The sequence below is a fragment of the Saccharospirillum salsuginis genome (genome assembly GCF_014651855.1).
GTDB lineage: Bacteria > Pseudomonadota > Gammaproteobacteria > Pseudomonadales > Natronospirillaceae > Saccharospirillum > Saccharospirillum salsuginis.
In genome coordinates, this window is sequence record NZ_BMXR01000002.1 from 535,282 (window position 1) to 553,177 (window position 17,896).

Sequence of the window (17,896 nt, forward strand, 5' to 3'; positions counted from 1 at the left end):
GCTGTTCGACGTGTTGATACTGAGCCGGGTCGAAACAGCTGTTGTTGTTGTGTTGCGTCGATTCTAGTTTCATCCTGACCGATCGGTCAAATTATAGTTCGTGCGATCGGGTGACCAGGGGTTGTTTGAACCCCGGTCGGGGATTGTCAGTTGAGTCAGTTATTTTTGTGGTTGATCGGGTGGCTGGGTTTCCTGTTGTGCCTGTAACCCGGGCCGGCTACCGGGTATAGCCATTTGGGGTCGTCGTGAATCCATCCATGGAGACTAGACCGCAGCATCCATGCTGCGGACTCCCCCAAATGGCTATACCCGGCATCCGACCCTAGCCATCGCCGCCATCATGTAGGGCAGACGTGGTCCGACACTTCGGGCCCGAAGGGCGTTATCTGCCGTTTTAAATGGGGCAACATCCCAATCTCCGGCTACAAAACCAAAACCACCCGAAAATCATTCACATTGGTCAAGGTTGGCCCGGTCACTACCGAATCCCCCAACGCCTGGAAAAACCCATGCCCGTCGTTATTGGCTAACGATTCCAACGGGTTGATGCCGAGCCCGAAAGCCCGCTCCAGGGTCGAAGGCGATACCACAGCCCCGGCGATCTCCGCCGCGCCGTCGACGCCATCCGTATCCGCTGCCAAGGCCCAGGTATCCACCTGACCCGCCAATGCGGTGGCGAGTGACAGCAGATATTCGACATTCCGGCCGCCGTTGCCGTCGCCGCGTACGGTGACGGTGGTTTCACCGCCGGACAGCAGCACGCAGGGCGGGGTGACCGGTTGGCCGTAGTGCCGGACCTGCCGGGCGATGCCGGCCATGACTTTGCCGACGTCTCGGGCCTCCCCTTCAAGGCTGTCGCCGAGGATCATCGGGGTGACGCCGGCTTTGCGCGCGACCTCGGCAGCGGCCTCAAGGGACTTTTGAGGCGTGGCGACGAGGTGGGTTTCGACGCGGGAGAGGCGCGGGTCGTCGGGGTCTACGGATTCGAACCAGCCGGATTCCAGGCCGGAACGAATACGTTGCGGCAGGTGGATGTCGTAGTGGTCGACGATGGCGAGGGCATCCGAGCAGGTGGTGGCGTCGCCGACGGTGGGACCGGAGGCTATGTTGGCCGGGTCGTCGCCGGGGACGTCGGAAATCAGCAGGTTGACGACCTTGGCGGGATGGCAGGCCGCGGCCAGTCGGCCGCCCTTGATGGCGGACAGGTGGCGGCGGACGGTGTTCATCTCGCTGATGGTGGCGCCGGATTTGAGCAGGGCCTGGCTGATGCTCTGTTTGTCTTCCAGGCTGATGCCTTCGGCCGGCAGCGGCAGCAGGGCGGAGCCTCCACCGGAGATGAGCATGATGACCTGGTCGTCTTCGGTCAGTCCCTTGACCCGGTCCAATATCCGTTTGGCGGCGTCGAGACCGGCTTGGTCGGGGACCGGGTGGGCGGCTTCGAGAATCTCGATGCGCTCACACGGAACGGCGTAGCCATAGCGGGTGACGACGAGGCCTTCGAGGTCGCCTGGCCAGTGTTGCTCCAGCGCCCGGGCCATGGCAGCGGAGGCTTTACCGGCTCCGATGACCAGGGTGCGGCCTTTAACCGGTTCGGGTAGGTAGTCCCGCAGGCACCGATCCGGCTGGGCGACGGCCAGGGCGGCGTCGAGCATGTCGGTCAGCAGTCGTCTGGCCTGGTTGTCCGTTTGTTGTGTTGGCTGGGTCATGGTTGGTTACCTGCTGTTGGGTTGCCTGTTGTGCCGGTGGTTCCTGGTGCCCGGGTTGGTTGTTGTGCCAGTGGTTCGCGATGGGTGCCGGGGGTACCTGCTCCGGGCCGCCGTGAATACGTCCATGTAGGCTAGACCGCAACATCCCTGTTGCGGACTTCCCTGCGCAGGCACCCCCGGCACCCATCGCTTGATTTGGTGCCAAATTAGTCAGCGAATTCCCTGGTGTGCCGCAGCTTTGTAGTCTTGTAGGTTGGATTAGATCCGAAGGATCGTAATCCAACAATCCAAACCATGAGCATAGGTTGGATATCGAGGTGCTCGTTGAATGTTGGATTACGCGCTTCGCGCTAATCCAACCTACTACTAGTGAATTCCTACCCGTAGGGTGGGCATTGCCCACCATCGCTTGGAATTCAATCATTTGTTGAATCCAAAGATTCCGGTGAAACCCAAGCCATGGGTAGACGTCGATGGTCCATTATCCTCCCATGGTGGGCGGTGCCCACCCTACGAGGTAGATTGCCGTGGCAACATGGATCAGCGCCTGGTGTCCGGTACCCCTCAGGCGGACGTCGGCCCGCAGGGAAGCGGGCCGCCGAGCTTACAGGGAAGTACTTGCAGCGGTCCGCTTGAGGGGTGCCGGGCACCGGGCGCGGGTTCCCGCCACCGTCACCAACCCAGCAAGGCTATCCACTGGCACCAAATCAACCAATAGAGTGATCAGCCATCAACTCCAATGCCTGAATCATACCAGCGTGGTCCCAGTTGCTGCCGTCTCTCGCCTCGCAAACATTAAACAAGGTTTGTGCCGTGGCGGTACTCGGCAATGACACGCCCAACTGACGCGCGGCGGTGAGCGCGAGGTTGAGGTCTTTCTGGTGCAGGCCGATGCGGAAGCCGGGTTCGAAGTTGCGTTTGACCATGCGCTCGCCGTGCACCTCGAGGATGCGCGAGGAGGCGAAACCGCCCATCAATGCCTCACGAATGCGCGCGGGGTCGGCGCCGGCCTTGCTGGCGAAGACGAGGGCTTCGCCGACGGCTTCGATGGTCAGGGCGACGATGATCTGGTTGGCAACCTTGCAGGTCTGGCCGTCGCCGTTGCCGCCGACCCGGGTGATGTTCTTGCCCATCAGTTCGAACAGGGGCAATACGCGGTCGAACACATCCTGGTCGCCGCCGACCATGATCGACAGGGTGCCGGCTTTGGCGCCGACGTCGCCGCCGGAGACGGGGGCGTCGAGGTAGTCGCAGCCGAGGTCGTTGATGCGTTTGGCGAAGTCTTTAGTGGCGACGGGGCTGATGGAGCTCATGTCGACGACGGTTTTGCCTTTGGACAGGCCGGCGGCGATGCCGTCTTCTGCGAAGAGGGCGGCGTCGACGTCGGGGGTGTCGGGCACCATGACGATGATGATGTCCGAGCGTTCGGCGACGTCTTTGCCGCTTTGGCATTCGGTGATGCCGGCGTCGCGGAGGCTGGCGGGGATGTTGCCGAGGGTGTAGCCGTTGACGGTGTGGCCGCCGTCGATCAGGTGGTGTGCCATGGGGGTGCCCATGATGCCCAATCCTACAAAACCTATATTAGCCATGGTTTACCTCTATATCGTGTGGTTTATTGCTCTCTGGTCCAGTTAGGAGCCAGGGTTTCCAATTGTTCCGTGCCTGGGTTCGGACCCGCTGCCGGTGGTACTCATGGCGGATCGCCGTGGATACGTCCCTGTAGGCTTGACCACAGCATCCCTGCTGTGGACATCCCGCCATGAGCACCACCGGCATCGGTCCCTGACTTGGTAGCCAGGATTAATCTGACCTGAAACTGTTCAACCTTTTGTCCGTTCAACCGTTCAGGTCTTCGCGCCAATTCAAACCTTCCATCGTTTTACCTTTTGGTTTGTATTCACACCCAATCCAGCCTTGGTAGCCCAGTCGGGTCAGTTCCTTGAACAGCCATCCGTAGTTGATTTCACCCGTTCCCGGTTCGTGTCGCCCCGGGTTATCGGCGAGTTGGATGTGTGAAATCCGGTGCAGGTTGTCGGCGATGGTTTTCGCCAGTTCCCCTTCCATGCGCTGGGCGTGGTAGATGTCGTACTGGATAAACAGGTTGTCGCTGCCGACCCGATCGATGATCCGGTTGGCGTAGCGGGTGTAGTTCAGGAAGAAGCCGGGGATGTCGTAGTAGTTGATCGGTTCGATCAATAAACGAATGTTCTGGTCCGCCAGGGCTTCGGCCGCGAATTTGAGGTTGTCGACGAAGGTCTGTTCGGCTTGTTCGTTGCTCACGCCTTCGGGAATGATGCCGGCGAGGCAGTTGATCTGCTTGCAGTTCAATGCCGTTGCGTAGTTGATTGCCTGGCCCACGCCGTCGCGGAATTCGGCGACGCGGTCGGGATGGCAAGCGATGCCTCGTTCGCCCTGAGCCCAGTCACCGGCGGGCAGGTTGTGCAATACGAGTTGCAGGTTGTTGTCGGTCAGTCGGGTTTTCAGTTCGTCTACGGAGTAGTCGTAGGGGAACAGGAATTCGACGGCTTCGAAGCCAGCATCAGCAGCGGCTTTGAATCGGTCGAGAAAGTCCAGTTCGTTAAACAGCATGGTCAGGTTTGCGGCGAACTTTTGCATGCGCTTGTCCTCTATTGTTGTGCTGCTATGAATGTCATTGCCAATGTTTCTTCAAGGTGTATTCGGCGTTGAACCGAGCGCCGGAGGCCGGGGATGTCCATGCAGGGGAAGTCCGCAACAAGGATGTTGCGGTCTAGCCTACATGGATGTATTCACGGCGGCCCCAGCATGGACATCCCCGGCATCCGGTGCGGACCGATGGCACCTCCATCCATTGGCACCAATCGGTCAGTCGGCACTGAGTCGTTGGTTGCCCAATGCGGTTGGTGCGTCTTCGAGCGTCTCGGCCAGTGCCTCGAACTCGTTGACGTTTTCCAGCTCAGTACCCATGGCGATGTTGGTGACGCGTTCGAGGATGACCTCGATCACGACCGGGACCTGATAGGTCGCTATCCACTCTTTGGCCTGCTGTATGGCCGGGCCGAATTCGTCCGGGGTTTTTACGCGGATGGCTTTGCAACCGAGGCCTTCGACAACAGCGACGTGGTCGACGCCGTAATGTCCCGAGGCCTGTTTCTGGTCTTCGGGGTAGTTGATGTTGTCGAACGCCAGCTGGACGCAGTAGTCCATGTCGAACATCCGCTGGGCCTGTCGGATCAAACCGAGGTAGGCGTTGTTCACCAGGACGTGGATGTACGGCAGCTTGAACTGGGCGCCGGCGGCCAGTTCCTCGATCAGGAACTGGAAGTCGTAGTCGCCGGAGACGGCTACGATGGTGCGATCCGGGTCGGCGGCGCGGACGCCGAGGGCGGCCGGTACGGTCCAGCCGAGGGGGCCGGCCTGGCCGCAGTTGATCCAGTTGCGCGGTTCGAAAACGTGCAGGAACTGGGCGGCGGCGATTTGCGACAGGCCGATGGCGCTGACGTAGCAGGTATCGCGTCCGAAGTGGTTGTTCATGCACTGGTAAACGCGCTGCGGTTTCATCGGTACGTCGTCGAAGTGCGTTTTGCGCAGCAGCGTTTGTTTGCGTTCCTGGCAGCTGTTGGCCCAGGACGTCCAGTCTTTCAGTGTGCCGGCCTGACGCCATTCTTCGGCCACCTCGACCAGTTTTTCGAGCGCGGCGCCGGCGTCGGAGACGAGCCCGAGGTCGGGGTTGAAGACGCGGCCGATCTGGGTCGGTTCGATATCGATGTGAACGAATGTCCGGCCTTCGGTGTAGGCGTCGACCGAGCCGGTGTGGCGGTTGGCCCAGCGGTTGCCGATGCCGATGACGAAGTCGGACGACAGCAGGGTGGCGTTGCCGTAGCGGTGGCTGGTCTGCAGCCCGGCCATGCCAGCCATCAGCGGGTGGTCGTCCGGGATGGTGCCCCAGCCCATCAGAGTCGGGATCACGGGTACGCCGGTAATCTCGGCGAAACGGACGAGTTGTTCGCTGGCATCGGCGTTGATGATGCCGCCACCGGCGACGATGACCGGCCGTTCGGCATCGAGCATCATCGACAGGGCTTTTTCGATCTGGGCGCGGCTTGCCTGGGGTTTGTAGGGCGGCAAGGGTTCGTAGCTGTCGATATCGAATTCGATTTCGGTCAGCTGTACGTCGATAGGCAGGTCGATCAGGACCGGTCCAGGACGGCTGGAACGCATGATTTGAAAGGCCTGTTGGAAGACACGCGGTACCAGGCCGGCTTCGCGCACGGTGACGGCCATTTTGGTGACCGGCTTGGCGATGGATTCGATGTCGACGGCCTGGAAGTCTTCTTTGTGCAGGCGGGCGAGCGGTGCCTGGCCGGTGATGCACAGGATCGGGATGGAGTCGGCCGAGGCGGAGTACATACCGGTGATCATGTCGGTGCCGGCGGGGCCTGAGGTGCCGATGCAGACGCCGATATTGCCGGCCCTGGCTCGGGTGAAGCCTTCGGCCATGTGGGAGGCGCCTTCGACGTGACGGCCGAGGATGTGTCGGAAGTCACCGTGGCGTTCCATGGCGGAATAAAAGGGATTGATGGCGGCACCGGGTACACCGAAAACGGTATGGATGCCTTCTTTTTGCAATACAGCAACTGCCGCATCGACTGCACGCATGCGAGCCATAGTCTGACGACCTCTTCTGGTTGGACTGCGTATTTTTAGTACGTGACCTAGGTTAAATTCGCGGTCCTTGTGGCTGAATAGCAGTCAAAACAGTTCTGTCGATACTAAAAGTATTGGCTTGTTGGTCAGTGAGTGGCGTAGGCTTGGGAGGGAATGGTCCGCACCGGCTACCGGGTATACCCACCCGGGGTCGCCGTGAATACCTCCATGTAGGCTAGGCCGCAGCGTCCATGCTGCGGACTTCCCCGGTTGGGTATACCCGGTAGCCGGCGCTCGCGCCGTGCCAAAGTCTGAACCGACACGATTTTTGAGGTGGATATGGATCGCTATATTGAAATCAAAAACTTCGCTCTGGTCGCCGAGCACGGCAGCTTTGCCAGCGCCGCTCTGGTGGAGGGAGTGACTCCAGTGGTGATGGGACGGCGGCTGGATTCGCTGGAGCGTCGGTTGGGGGTGAAGTTGATGCACCGGTCGACGCGGGGGCTGACGCTGACGGAGCTGGGTGAGCAGTTTCTGGAAGGGGTTCGGGATCTGCTGCAGGAGTTCGATGCGGTGGAGGCTGGGATTACGGCGGAGCGGACGACGGTGCGGGGGCACTTGGTGGTGTCGGCGCCGGCGTCGTTCGGGCGCCAGCATGTGGCGCCGCACGGGCCGGAGTTTCAGCGTCGTTTTCCGGATGTGAATATTTCGTTCAATCTGACCGACAGTCTGGTGGATCTGGTGCGCGAGGGGTATGACATGGCACTGCGCATCGGGGAGGTGACGGATCCGAATTATGTGCCGGTGCGGTTGTATCCGAACCGGCGGGTGTTGTGCGGGTCGCCGGAGTATTTCGAGCGCAATGGTACGCCCCGGACTTTGGAGGATCTGGAGCATCACAATTGCCTGGCGTTCAATCTGCAGGGCGGGCAGCAGCGTGGTTGGGTGTTCATGAAGGACGGGAAGAAGATCGCGATGCGGGTGTCTGGGAATCTGGACTGCAACGATGGCCAGTTGTTGTATAACTGGGCGCGTCAGGGGCTGGGCATCGGTTGGCGCTCGACCTGGGAGATTCAGGGAGCCTTGCAGCGTGGGGAGTTGGTGACGGTGCTGGATGAGTATGCGGTGCCGTCCTATGACATACAGGCGATTTACCCGCAGCAGCGGTATTTGCCGGCAAAGACTCGGTTTTTCATCGATTTTTTGAAGGAGGTGTATAACCGGCCGGGGTATTGGGAGGCGCATTCTTGAGGTAGCTATTGCGGTGTACCGTAGGGCAGAAGAGCCCCAGGCGATATCTGCCGTGGGTAGGCAAATAAGCCTGTGGACAAGCCTGTATCAACTTATGCTCCCACGGCAGATATCGCTACGCTCTTCTGCCCTACACGGCTTCCAAAGCCAATCCCTCCACCCCGGCCTTGGCCACCTGCGCATCCTGGTGCGGCAACACACCCGACACACCCACGGCCGCAACCACCTGGCCATCGACCACCACCGGCACGCCGCCTTCCAGGGTGCCGCTGATTTCCGGTACCGACAGGAACGCGAACCGCCCCTGGTTGATCATGTCTTCGTACAGTTTGGTTTCCCGGCGGCCCAGAGCGGCGCTGCGGGCTTTTTCGAGGGCGAGGTAGGCGCTTATCGGGGCGCTGTTGTCCATGCGGTGGAGCGCCAGCGGGTGGCCGCCGTCGTCGACGACGGCGATGGCGATGTGCCAGTGGTGTTGTTCGGCTTCGATCAGGGCGGCGTCGATGATGCCGTTGGCATCGGTGATCGACAGCAGGGCTTTGGACAGCATGCCTGTTCCTCCAGGGTCACGGTCTGTGATTCGGTCGACTCATGCTAGGAGGAGAGGGCGGTGCGCATCAATAAAATTAACCGATCGGTCAGGTATTTTCTGTCGGTACTTTTTGTTCGGTTGGCCTGCGGATGACCGATCTCAGGCCAGGACGATGGTGTCGTTCTCGATCTTGAACGGCACCGGAGTCAGGTAGTCGCCCTGACACGGGCCGGCCAGGCAGTGACCGGATTCGATTTCGAACAGGGCTCCGTGTGTGGAGCACTGGATCAGGGCGCCGTCCATGTCGAGGAAGTCGTTTTCCATGAATTCGAGGTTGATGCCGAGGTGCGGGCATTCGTTCTTGTAGACGAAGACTTCGCCGTCCTTGCGCACGGCGAAGACCGGGTTGCCGGGCAGATCGAACCCGAGGGATTGACCTTCTTCCAGGTCATGAACGGAGCAGAGTTCTGTCATCAAAAAGCCTCTCAATTACACTGTTCAATGCGACACGATCAGTGGGCAGTCGTGGTGCGGGTGCGCCTGGACCGTGACCCTGAGGTCGAAGTGTCGTTCGATGTGCTCGGCCGTCAGCACGGACTTGGGCGGTCCCGAGAGCACGGCGCGGCCCTGGTCCAGCACGACGATCTGGTCGGCGTAGCGGGCTGCCAGGTTCAGGTCGTGCACCACCAGCAGCACGCCGACACCACGCTGCGCGAATTGGCGGACGGTGCGGAACAGGGCCTGCTGGTGATGCAGGTCCAGGCCGGTGGAGGGCTCGTCCAGCAACAGGAACCGATGCCCTTCGGGCTGCGCTTCCCATATCTGCGCCAGTACCCGGGCGAGATGCACCCGCTGGCGTTCGCCGCCGCTGAGCTCACTGATGCCGCGTTGGCGTAAGGATAACAAATCACAGAGGTCGAGTGCTTCCCGGACGATCTTGTCGTCGTGGCGGCGACCGGTGCGGTGCGGGTAGCGCCCGATGCCCACCACGTCCTCGACCAGGAATTCGAAATTCAGGGTGTGTTGCTGGGGCAAAACCGAGAGCAGTCGCGCCCGGTCCGGTCCGCTCCAGTCGTTGAGTGAGCGATCGTGCAACCGGACCTCGCCACCGTCGGGACGGTATTCGCCGCACAGTACTTTCAGCAGTGAGCTCTTGCCGGCGCCGTTCTGGCCGATCAAGGCGAGGACTTCACCGGGGCGCACCCGGATCGAGACGGTGTCCAGAGTGGTGCGTTCCGGTGTCAGAGACAGGCTGATGTCATGGGCCGAGAGGGTCATGTCAGTCGGCCCCGCTGCCGATGGATCAGATAGATAAAAAACGGGCCGCCCAGCAGGGAGGTGACGATGCCGACCGGCAGTTCGGCCGGGCTGATCAGAGTGCGGGCGATCCAGTCCGCCCAGAGCGTCAGCAGGGCGCCGAAACCGAGGCTCAGCGGCAGAACGCGTCGGTGATCGGGGCCGACCAGCATACGCACGATGTGCGGCACGACCAGGCCGATGAAGCCGATCACGCCGGTGAAGGCGACGGCGGCGCCGACACCGGCGGCGCTGAGGTAGACGATGCGACGCTTGAGGCGGGGCACGTCGAAACCGAGGTGACGCGCTTCGGATTCTCCGAGCAGCAGGGCGTTGAGTGGCCGGTAGAGCCGCATCGACAGGGCGGCGAGGCCGATCAGCACGACCCCGGTCATCAGGACTGCATCCCAGCCCGCGGCCGAGAAGCTGCCCAGGTTCCAGAAGGTCAGGGTGCGCAGTTGCTCGTTGGTGGCCAGGTAGGCGCACAGTCCAATGCCGGCGGCCGCCACCATGTTGAAGGCGACGCCGGCCAGAATCAGGCGTAATGGCGAATAGGCGCTGCCATGCCCCAGCAGCATGACCAGACGGGTGGCGAACAAGCCGCCGCTGAAGGCGACCAGCGGCAACAGCAGCGGTCGGGCCCAGGCCGGTAATTGAGCGGTCAGGCCCGGCAGCAGCACCATGACGATGACCACCATCAGAGTCGCGCCGCTGGAGACGCCCATCAACCCCGGCTCCGCCAGCGGATTGCGAAACAACCCCTGCACCAGGGTGCCGCAGAGGGCCAGCAGGGCACCGACGATCATCGACAGCAGGATGCGCGGCATGCGGATCTGCCAGAGGATGACGCCGTCGGTCCGGGACAGATCCGGGAAAAACAGTTGGTCGAACAGCGTTGACCAGGCCAATTGCACCGGTCCACTGGCCAGGCCCGCCAGCAGTGAGACGGCGAACAACGGCAACAACAGCCAGCCGAGTTGTTGGCCTCTCCTGAGCATCAGCGGGTATCCAGTAGGGTCTTGGCCTGGGACGCCAGCAGCCGGTCGCGGTTGCCGCGAATCGCATCCAGTTCCCAGACTTCCAATCGACCGCCGTCGCTGAGTGTGACATCGCGCAGCAGACTGACCTCGATGTTCTGGTTCACCTCGAGGTGTTGCAACAGAGGTTCGGCCAGGAAGATGGTGTCGCGCGGTTGCAGAGCACTGACCTGTTGCAACCACTGGGCGGCATCGCCCGTGACCAGTGGCAGGGGTAAACCGTGTTTGCTGGTGCGGGAGACGAAAGCCGGCCCGGCGCTGAGCGAGTAACCGAAGCTGGGCTGCAGCCAGGTCGACTGCCGGAAACGCTGCTCGGCCGCCATTTGCAGTACCCGGGCGGCGCAGACGGCGTTCATGGCGTAGTGATCGTCGTCGCCCAGACCGAAGACCAAAGTGAACCCTTCCGGCAACAGGACGCCGCCGTACAGCTCGCCCACTTGAGTGATCATATGCTCGTAACTGGCCCACAGCGCCTGCAACTGGTGGGCGTCGTACTGACGGGTCAGCGCGTCCCAGTTGTGGCATTGGACATTGAGCAGGGCGACGTCGCAGTAGGCGCCCTTGACGCCAGCCAGGTGCACCTGCTCAAGCAGCCGCTCGGTCTCACCCTGGTCGGTCGACGTGGCCAGGGTACGCAGAATCTGACCGTTGCGATCCATCGCATCGCTGAGGCGCTCGACCAGGGCTTTCAACTGCGCCTCGGGCGGGCCGCTGAAGGCGTCGCGCCATTCCGGCAGGTTGTCCGTCAGTTGGCGCGCCAGACGGGCGGTCGTGGCGTGTTCCATCCGGCTGTGCCAGTACAGCAGACCGCCGGCGCCGGCCAGGGCGAGCAGGTTGAACAGAAACCAGCTGCGCACTGTGCGGGTTTGCCAGTCGATCCAGGGGCGGCGGTCGAGCTGAATTTCGGTATGGCCGAGCAGTTCGGATTCGAAGTGCACCGGGTGACTGAATTGCGTCGGTTGCAGCGGTTCGCGGTTCGAAGGGCGGGACGCCAGGGTCAGGTCCTGGTCGACGCTGGACAGGGTCACCGACGTCACCAGGGGTTCCTCGGCCGTTCGATTCAACAGCAGGCTGATGGCCAGGCGGTCGCCCCGCTGCAACGGCGCGGCGACATCGAACGCCAGCGTTCGGGCCAGGCTTTCGCCCAGGCGATGGCTGGATTCAGTCAGTACTTCGGAGGCCGGTTGGTACCAGAACAGCCAAAGCAACAGATTCAGCAGGAGAAGCAGTGCGGCCACGAAGGCCGTCAGTGGCTGCCAGAGCCAACGCAGTTGATGCATGACGGTGGAATAATTCAACTTAACCGATACAATGACGCCTCCGCGTCGCGGAGCCCGATGAGGAGCGCCTCGGGGCTGGCCCCGGGATCGCCCGAAAGCGGCTATGGTATCGGTATTCGCCCGGATAAAGAACCGTTCCGGACTGGAACTTGATCACAGGCCGTGACGCAACCGACTTCGACACAGATGAGGACATGCCATGAGTGACGCCGCCAACCGCCTGGAAGAGCAACTGAAGCAGATCAAGAAAGGTCTTTTCATGATGAGCCCGGACCGCGTCCGCGCCATGTCGACCCACGAAACCGACGACCTGATCGAAGAACTGCGGGGCGTGACCGAAGACGCCCTTAAGAACGTTGAATCGCTGAAAGGCTGAACCCTTCCCCAACCGGAGAGCCCCGTTGAGTACCATCTTGATGCTCAAGGTGAGTGGTCACGACCGTCGCGGATTGACGGCGGAACTGACCGAAACCCTGGCCGAATTCGGCGTCACGCTGCTCGACATGGGGCAGTCCGTTATCCACGATCAGGTCTCGCTGGGCATGCTGTTGCAGCTGCCGGAGGGGGGCGACGCTTCCGGGCTGCTCAAGGAAGTGCTGTTCAAAGCCCATGAGCTGGGTATTCATGCCCGCTTCACGCCGGTGGAACCCGGCGCCTACGAAGACTGGGTGACGCAGCAGGGCAAGGACCGTTACGTGTTGACCTTGCTGGCGCGTCGGATCACGGCCGAGCAACTGGCCCGGGTGTCCCGGGTCGTCTCCGAGCAGGGTCTGAACATCCAGGACATCACCCGCCTGACCGGTCGTGTGGCGCTGGATGCGCCGCGCGAGTCCGACAAGGCCTGCATCGAACTGACCCTGCGCGGCCAGCCAAGCGATGTCGACAGCCTGCGCCAGGCGTTTCTCGATATCAGCAGTGATCTGGACATCGACGTCGCCTTCCAGCAGGACACCGTCTACCGCCGCAATCGCCGTTTGGTCTGTTTCGACATGGACTCGACCCTGATCGAGACCGAGGTCATCGATGAGCTGGCGCGAGCCGCCGGCGTCGGCGACCAGGTGGCCGAGATCACCGAACAGGCCATGCAGGGCGAGATCGACTTCCAGGAAAGTTTCCGTCGCCGCATGGCGTTGTTGAAGGGGCTGGACGAGAGTGTCCTGGCCGGCATCGCCGAGCGCCTGCCGATCACCGAAGGCGCCGAGCGGTTGATTCACACCCTCAAGGCCTACGGCTTCAAGACCGCCATCCTCTCCGGCGGCTTCACCTATTTTGGCCAGTACCTGCAGGACAAGCTTGGCATCGACTACGTCCACGCCAATGAACTGGAGATTGTCGACGGCAAGGTCACCGGTCGGGTGCGCGAGCCGATTGTGGACGGCGCCCGCAAGGCCGAATTGCTGCGAAACCTCGCCGACCAGGAAGGCATCAAGCTGGAGCAGACCATCGCCGTCGGCGATGGCGCCAATGATTTGCCGATGCTGGCCCAGGCCGGGCTCGGCATCGCCTTCCGCGCCAAGCCGATTGTGCGCGAGAACGCCCGACATTCCATCTCGACGTTGGGGTTGGATGCGGTGTTGTATTTGCTTGGGTTTCGGGATCAGGAGATTTATTGATCCCAAACTTGGGAGTGTTAGCTCCCGTCGGCTTGTGTTGGATTACGACGCTTGCGCGTCTAATCCAACCTACCAGTGGCAATGGATGATGTTGTGTCTAGGTTCACTTTTGGTGGGCGATGCCCACCCTACGGTGTTTTATTGACGATGCGAGCAACGGATGCCCGGGATGCTTAGCCAGGGATATGCGAGGCATGGACTGGAGCGCCAGCCCGGACCTAGGTTAAGCCCCCATGGACGGGTTAACGGCGGCCCTGGATAAGCATCCCGGGCAGCCGGTGCGGACCCTGGCTAGTACTCAGACCGCCTCTTCCTCGCCGTCCGAATCGAAGTTGTAGTTCATCTGCGCCTGGGGCGCCTGCACGTAGTAGCCCTGGATGTAGTTCACACCCAGCTCCCACAGCGAGGCCAGGATCTCGGCGCTTTCGATCTGCGGCACAATGGCGTTCACTTCCTGCTTGTGTATGTCGCGAATCAGATCTTCCAGCGGTTGCATGGCCTTGTCGTCCTTGGCCAGGGCATCGATGAAGCTGCCGTCGACGCGAATATAGTCGATTTCCAGGTGGCGGGTCACCGACAGGCCGCTCTCGACCAGACCGAAGTGCGTCAGCGCCAGGTGGCATTTGAGCAGGCTCAAGCCTTTGCTGAACGCCTTGGCGGCTTTCAGGTGGCTTTGCGCATGTTCTTCGGTGATCTGGAAGCAGATGGCGTCGCCGGGCAGTTTGACGGCCTTGAGTGCGGAGTTGACCCAGGGCAGGAAGGTCGGGTCCTGAATCGAGGACGGCGTCAGGTGAATGAATACCTGAGTGTTGTGGCCGCGGCGTCGGTGCTCGGCCAGGATCTTGATGGTGTTGAGCACGACCCAGCGGTCGAGCGTCGCGCCGAGTTCCCGGGCTTCGACCATGGGCAGGAATTCTTCCGGCAGAACGTCCGAGCCGTCCTTGTCGACCATACGCAATAAAGCGTCGTAGTGTTCCTGGTTATCACCCCGCAGGCTGATGATGGGCTGGAACAGAATGCGGAAACCGTCGTTCTCCAGCGCGTGCTGGACCTTGGCGACCATGGAATCGTCGGACAGATTGGCCATGTCCGATTTGTCGTAATAACGGAAGCCTTCGTTTTTGGGAACCGCCTGGGTAAAGGCCTCATAGGCGTGGGCCAGGGCTTCATGGCCGTTGTTGCAGCGTTCGTCGATGTGCGCCAGGCCGAACACCACGTCCACCGGGATGGTTTTGCCATCCACCTCGAACAGATGCTCGGTAATCGCCTTGCGCGCGGCCAGGGCGTCTTTCTCGATCTGTTCGATATCGCCCTCTTGCATCAGCACGGCGAAGCTGTCGTCGCCGTAACGCGCCAGCACCGAGTTCTCCGGCTGCCATTCGCGATAGAGATCGGCCAGTTCTTTCAGCACCACGTCGGTACCGGCGATGCCGGCTTTGGCCTTGATGTCCTGAAAGTTGGCGATGCCGACGTGCAGCACCAACTGGGTGGTGTTGTTCTGCACGACCTGCTGATAGGCCGCCTCGATGGTCTCGCTGAAATATTTGCGGTTGTACAGGCCGGTGACCAGGTCCTGGACGCTGATCTCCTGAATCTTCTGCTGCAGCTCGGCGTTGTCGGCATCGCCGCGACGGATCACCAGTTGGGTGCAGGCTTCGCCCTCGTAGCTGGCGCCGGAGAAGGTCACACGCATATCGAAGGTGCCACCGTTGCTGTGCTGGCCGACCATCTCCACTTCACCGCTCTGATCGTCCCGGTAGGTTTTCAGCGAGGACTTGAGCTTGTCGAGGTTGTCCTTGGCGACCAGGTCCATGATCGGTGTGCATTGCAGTTCTTCGAGGTCGTCGTAGCCGAACATCTCGCGATAGGCCTGGTTGGCGTAGATGTGCATGCCTTCATGGACGTAGGCGATGGCGTCGACGGAGCTGTCGAGCAGTAATTGGCAACGCTTTTCGGTTTCGCGCAGGTTGACGCGCAATTCGCGCAGTTCACGACGGGTGGCCAGGGCGGCATGCTCGCGCTTGACGGCGGCGACCAGGTGTTGCTCGTCGCCTTCGACAACCACATCCGTCACGCCCATGCCCAGAGCGCTGGCGACGACTTCGGAATTGAAGGTATCGATCAGGCCGACGATCGGTACATCCTTGCCGGCGCGCTGCACTCCGGCCACCGCCTCGGAAACATCGACCGTGCCGGTGCTGAGCTTGGCCAGCATCAGGTCCCAGCTCTGTTCGCCGAGCACGCGGGTAAGTTCGTCGATGCTGGCGATAAAATGGGAACGCACGGCCTGGCCCGCGTTCCGTATCGAACTGAGCAGCGGTTCGGCTTCACTCTGGGTATCGTGAACCACCAGAAGCCGAAGTGCGTTTGCCTTATTTTCGGACATAAATCAACAACTGCAACGCGAGAAAATGACTAGGGGCCTCAGTATAGTGATGAACGGTCGATCATGACAGGGAAGAGCCATCAATATTAGCCAAAAGTGTGTGCTGGCGGGCATTTTAGGTGTTCAGTCACCGATACGGGTTGCGCTCGGTCGGGATGTCTGTACCACCGGTAGAGGGGTTACAACTGACGCCAGAGACTCTCGAAGCTGTCGTCTCCGCTGCCGCGCTCGGGGCGCTCCGGTTCCAGTGGGCGTTGCGCGACCTTGCGGATCTGGAACTGGCTCAGGATGCCGGTGCTCAGAATGCGCTTGGTCAGCTGATATTTGGTCTCATTGCCTCCCATGTTGATGGTCACCTTGTTCCCCACCTGGAACGGCAGGCGCGGGGTCAGTACGGACGCATCCTGCCCGATGGCCCGGATTTCCGGAATAAACAGGGCACGCAGGTAGTCGCCGTGTGCGCCGGTCTTGTGCAACTGCCGGATGCCGCAGGGGCGGCTGTTGGGCGCGATCAGCTCGACCCCCATCTGGGTGCCGGCCTCTTTGCTCTGTCTCAGCCAGCGCACCACACCGAGGTTCCAGTGCTGCAACTTTTCTTCCTTGATCGCCACAACTTCACCGGTCTTGAGGTTGGTAGCCGGTTTTTCATTCCATTGAATGCAGTAACCACGCGGACTGACATTGACCATCTGACCGCTGTACATGGGGTGGTCTTCGGTCGCTTCCTGAGGGAACTCGATGCTGTCTTCTTCCGGGTCGGCCATGCGCCGCTGTCCGGCATCGAAGGACTGATCCCAGACATCCTGCTGGGAGCGCACCGCCTGTGTCTCGGTGGCGGAAAACCGCGAAGAGACCACACCAATGAAGGGGTTTTCGGTGCTGGCGGACTGGCCGTACAGCTGGGAATAGAAACCGATGCCGCCGGACATGTGGAAATGCGTACCGGTCAGGCCGACGGTCATGGACACCTTGCCACTGGCCTGGGTCCGTGAAAAAGACCGCTGTTTCATCCCGCCCCAGGACTGAACCAGATGCTCCAGCAGGGCGCTGCCGAAGTTGTTCGGAATGGTAATGGCTGCTCGGCGCTGGGAATCCGCATTGGCGCTATAGGCCGCCTTGAGTTCGGTGTGCAGCAAACGCACCAGGGGCAGGGTGTTGATGCCCAGGTAGTCGCCGTAGCTGCTCGGTTTGATCAGGTAACTGTATTGGGGTGGGTGGTCTGCTTCCGGGTTGATCACCAGGACCGATTTTTCGTCCGCCACATCGTCGATGTCCAACTGGCCGACCCAGGCGTTCATGGCCTGGTAGGCGTCGGTCAGTTCCCGTTGCAGCAGCTGGTTGGGCTGGCTGGCACCCAACAGAATGGCCTTCAGATAGACCTCTTGTACGCTCAGGCGACAATTGTCCGTCGGATCCTCGATCGCCACTTTATGCAGGTTGAAGGCCGAGGCGACCTGATAAAGCTGGTGGACTTCGCGCCACAGACCGGCCGGTGTCGGAATATACAGCTGGTAGGAGCGCAGAATGCTGGGCAACAGGTCGCACAGGGTTCGGTGTACGGCCTTGGCCATCAACGGCCTTTGTTTCAACTGCCCCTGCTCCAGCAGGTGTTGAACGACAATTTTGTAGCCGGTGGCCAGATGGGTCTGTAGCGCCTGGGCCAGATTGGCGACTTTGCGCTGCTGGTCGTCCAGAACCACGCCCTGGTTCAGATAACGCTGGTTGAGCGACTGGCAGACGTAGTGCACTGGCCCGCGCACCAGGTCCATCAGTTCCAGGCGGGAGGCGTCGTTGACGCTCAGTTGATTGAATTCGATCACGGCGTGATAGAGCTGACGGGCGGTTTCGCCGATATTGGCCATGGGCAGGTTGCCCACCCAGTGTTTGAGCTGGCGAGCACTGGGATCACAGAACGACAGCGTCGTCAGCGTCTGCGTCGGAATGTTGAGGTACTGTTTTGGCCGGTGTTCCATGCAGTGCTCTACCTATCGATACCTTGAAGTATAGCCGGGTTGTACGGGAGTCAACCGTCATTGGGCTCCCGCCCAGGGGCAGTCCTTCGGTAAGAGTAGCGGTCGAGACATTGTTTGTGAACCAGTTCGCAAAAATGTGCGAGGCCGCCCCTAAATTGTGTGTTCACGGCGAGGAAAGTATCGAACGTTGTTCTTCTTG

At 61.1% G+C, this 17,896-nt stretch carries 13 protein-coding genes and 1 pseudogene; 3 read left to right on the forward strand and 11 right to left on the reverse strand.

What is annotated here, in order from left to right:
- Positions 1 to 458: 458 nt before the first annotated feature.
- From IE111_RS05505 to gcl, 4 genes and pseudogenes are all read right to left on the reverse strand, one after another.
- Positions 459 to 1,706, reverse strand: a pseudogene (locus tag IE111_RS05505) (glycerate kinase type-2 family protein); the annotation flags it as partial.
- A gap of 707 nt (positions 1,707 to 2,413) precedes the next feature.
- Positions 2,414 to 3,295, reverse strand: a complete 882-nt coding sequence (glxR, locus tag IE111_RS05510) for a 2-hydroxy-3-oxopropionate reductase (RefSeq protein ID WP_189607489.1) — start codon at positions 3,293 to 3,295, stop codon at positions 2,414 to 2,416.
- A gap of 247 nt (positions 3,296 to 3,542) precedes the next feature.
- Positions 3,543 to 4,322, reverse strand: a complete 780-nt coding sequence (hyi, locus tag IE111_RS05515; RefSeq protein WP_189607490.1) for a hydroxypyruvate isomerase — start codon at positions 4,320 to 4,322, stop codon at positions 3,543 to 3,545.
- A 228-nt stretch (positions 4,323 to 4,550) separates the two neighbouring features.
- Positions 4,551 to 6,353, reverse strand: coding sequence for a glyoxylate carboligase (gcl, locus tag IE111_RS05520; RefSeq protein WP_189607491.1), 1,803 nt, complete (start codon positions 6,351 to 6,353; stop codon positions 4,551 to 4,553).
- A gap of 318 nt (positions 6,354 to 6,671) precedes the next feature.
- Between gcl and IE111_RS05525 the strand changes: the two genes are divergently transcribed.
- Positions 6,672 to 7,583 (forward strand): LysR family transcriptional regulator, encoded by a 912-nt coding sequence (locus IE111_RS05525; protein WP_189607492.1) that lies wholly within the window; start codon positions 6,672 to 6,674, stop codon positions 7,581 to 7,583.
- A gap of 130 nt (positions 7,584 to 7,713) precedes the next feature.
- On the opposite strand, the gene IE111_RS05530 is transcribed toward IE111_RS05525, so the two are convergent.
- From IE111_RS05530 to IE111_RS05550, 5 genes are all read right to left on the reverse strand, one after another.
- A complete protein-coding gene (locus tag IE111_RS05530; protein WP_189607493.1) occupies positions 7,714 to 8,130 on the reverse strand; it encodes a heme-binding protein in 417 nt (138 codons plus the stop codon).
- Between the two features lie 141 nt (positions 8,131 to 8,271).
- A complete protein-coding gene (locus IE111_RS05535; protein WP_189607494.1) occupies positions 8,272 to 8,586 on the reverse strand; it encodes a Rieske (2Fe-2S) protein in 315 nt (104 codons plus the stop codon).
- 24 nt (positions 8,587 to 8,610) lie between these two features.
- A complete protein-coding gene (locus IE111_RS05540; RefSeq protein WP_189607495.1) occupies positions 8,611 to 9,390 on the reverse strand; it encodes a heme ABC transporter ATP-binding protein in 780 nt (259 codons plus the stop codon).
- The gene (locus tag IE111_RS05545) at positions 9,387 to 10,406 is read right to left on the reverse strand and encodes a FecCD family ABC transporter permease (RefSeq protein ID WP_189607496.1); all 1,020 of its coding nucleotides are present in this window, start codon (positions 10,404 to 10,406) and stop codon (positions 9,387 to 9,389) included. The genes IE111_RS05540 and IE111_RS05545 overlap by 4 nt, the downstream gene beginning before the upstream one ends.
- Positions 10,406 to 11,725 carry a hypothetical protein gene (locus tag IE111_RS05550; RefSeq protein ID WP_189607497.1) on the reverse strand — a complete coding sequence of 440 codons (1,320 nt, stop codon included), beginning with the start codon at positions 11,723 to 11,725 and terminating at the stop codon, positions 10,406 to 10,408. The genes IE111_RS05545 and IE111_RS05550 overlap by 1 nt, the downstream gene beginning before the upstream one ends.
- A 199-nt stretch (positions 11,726 to 11,924) precedes the next feature.
- On the opposite strand from IE111_RS05550, the gene IE111_RS05555 reads away from it, so the two are divergent.
- Both IE111_RS05555 and serB read left to right on the forward strand, forming a co-directional pair.
- Entirely contained in the window at positions 11,925 to 12,101 is a 177-nt protein-coding gene (locus IE111_RS05555) for a hypothetical protein (RefSeq protein WP_189607498.1), read from the forward strand.
- 25 nt (positions 12,102 to 12,126) lie between these two features.
- On the forward strand, positions 12,127 to 13,338 hold the full coding sequence (serB, locus tag IE111_RS05560; RefSeq protein ID WP_189607499.1) for a phosphoserine phosphatase SerB: 1,212 nt from the start codon (positions 12,127 to 12,129) through the stop codon (positions 13,336 to 13,338).
- Between the two features lie 298 nt (positions 13,339 to 13,636).
- On the opposite strand, the gene IE111_RS05565 is transcribed toward serB, so the two are convergent.
- Positions 13,637 to 15,724, reverse strand: coding sequence for an EAL domain-containing response regulator (locus IE111_RS05565; RefSeq protein WP_189607500.1), 2,088 nt, complete (start codon positions 15,722 to 15,724; stop codon positions 13,637 to 13,639).
- Positions 15,725 to 15,903: 179 nt separating this feature from the next.
- Complete coding sequence (locus tag IE111_RS05570; RefSeq protein ID WP_189607501.1) at positions 15,904 to 17,697, reverse strand: cyclic-di-GMP receptor FimW-related protein; 1,794 nt, start codon at positions 17,695 to 17,697, stop codon at positions 15,904 to 15,906.
- Between the last annotated feature and the right edge of the window lie 199 nt (positions 17,698 to 17,896).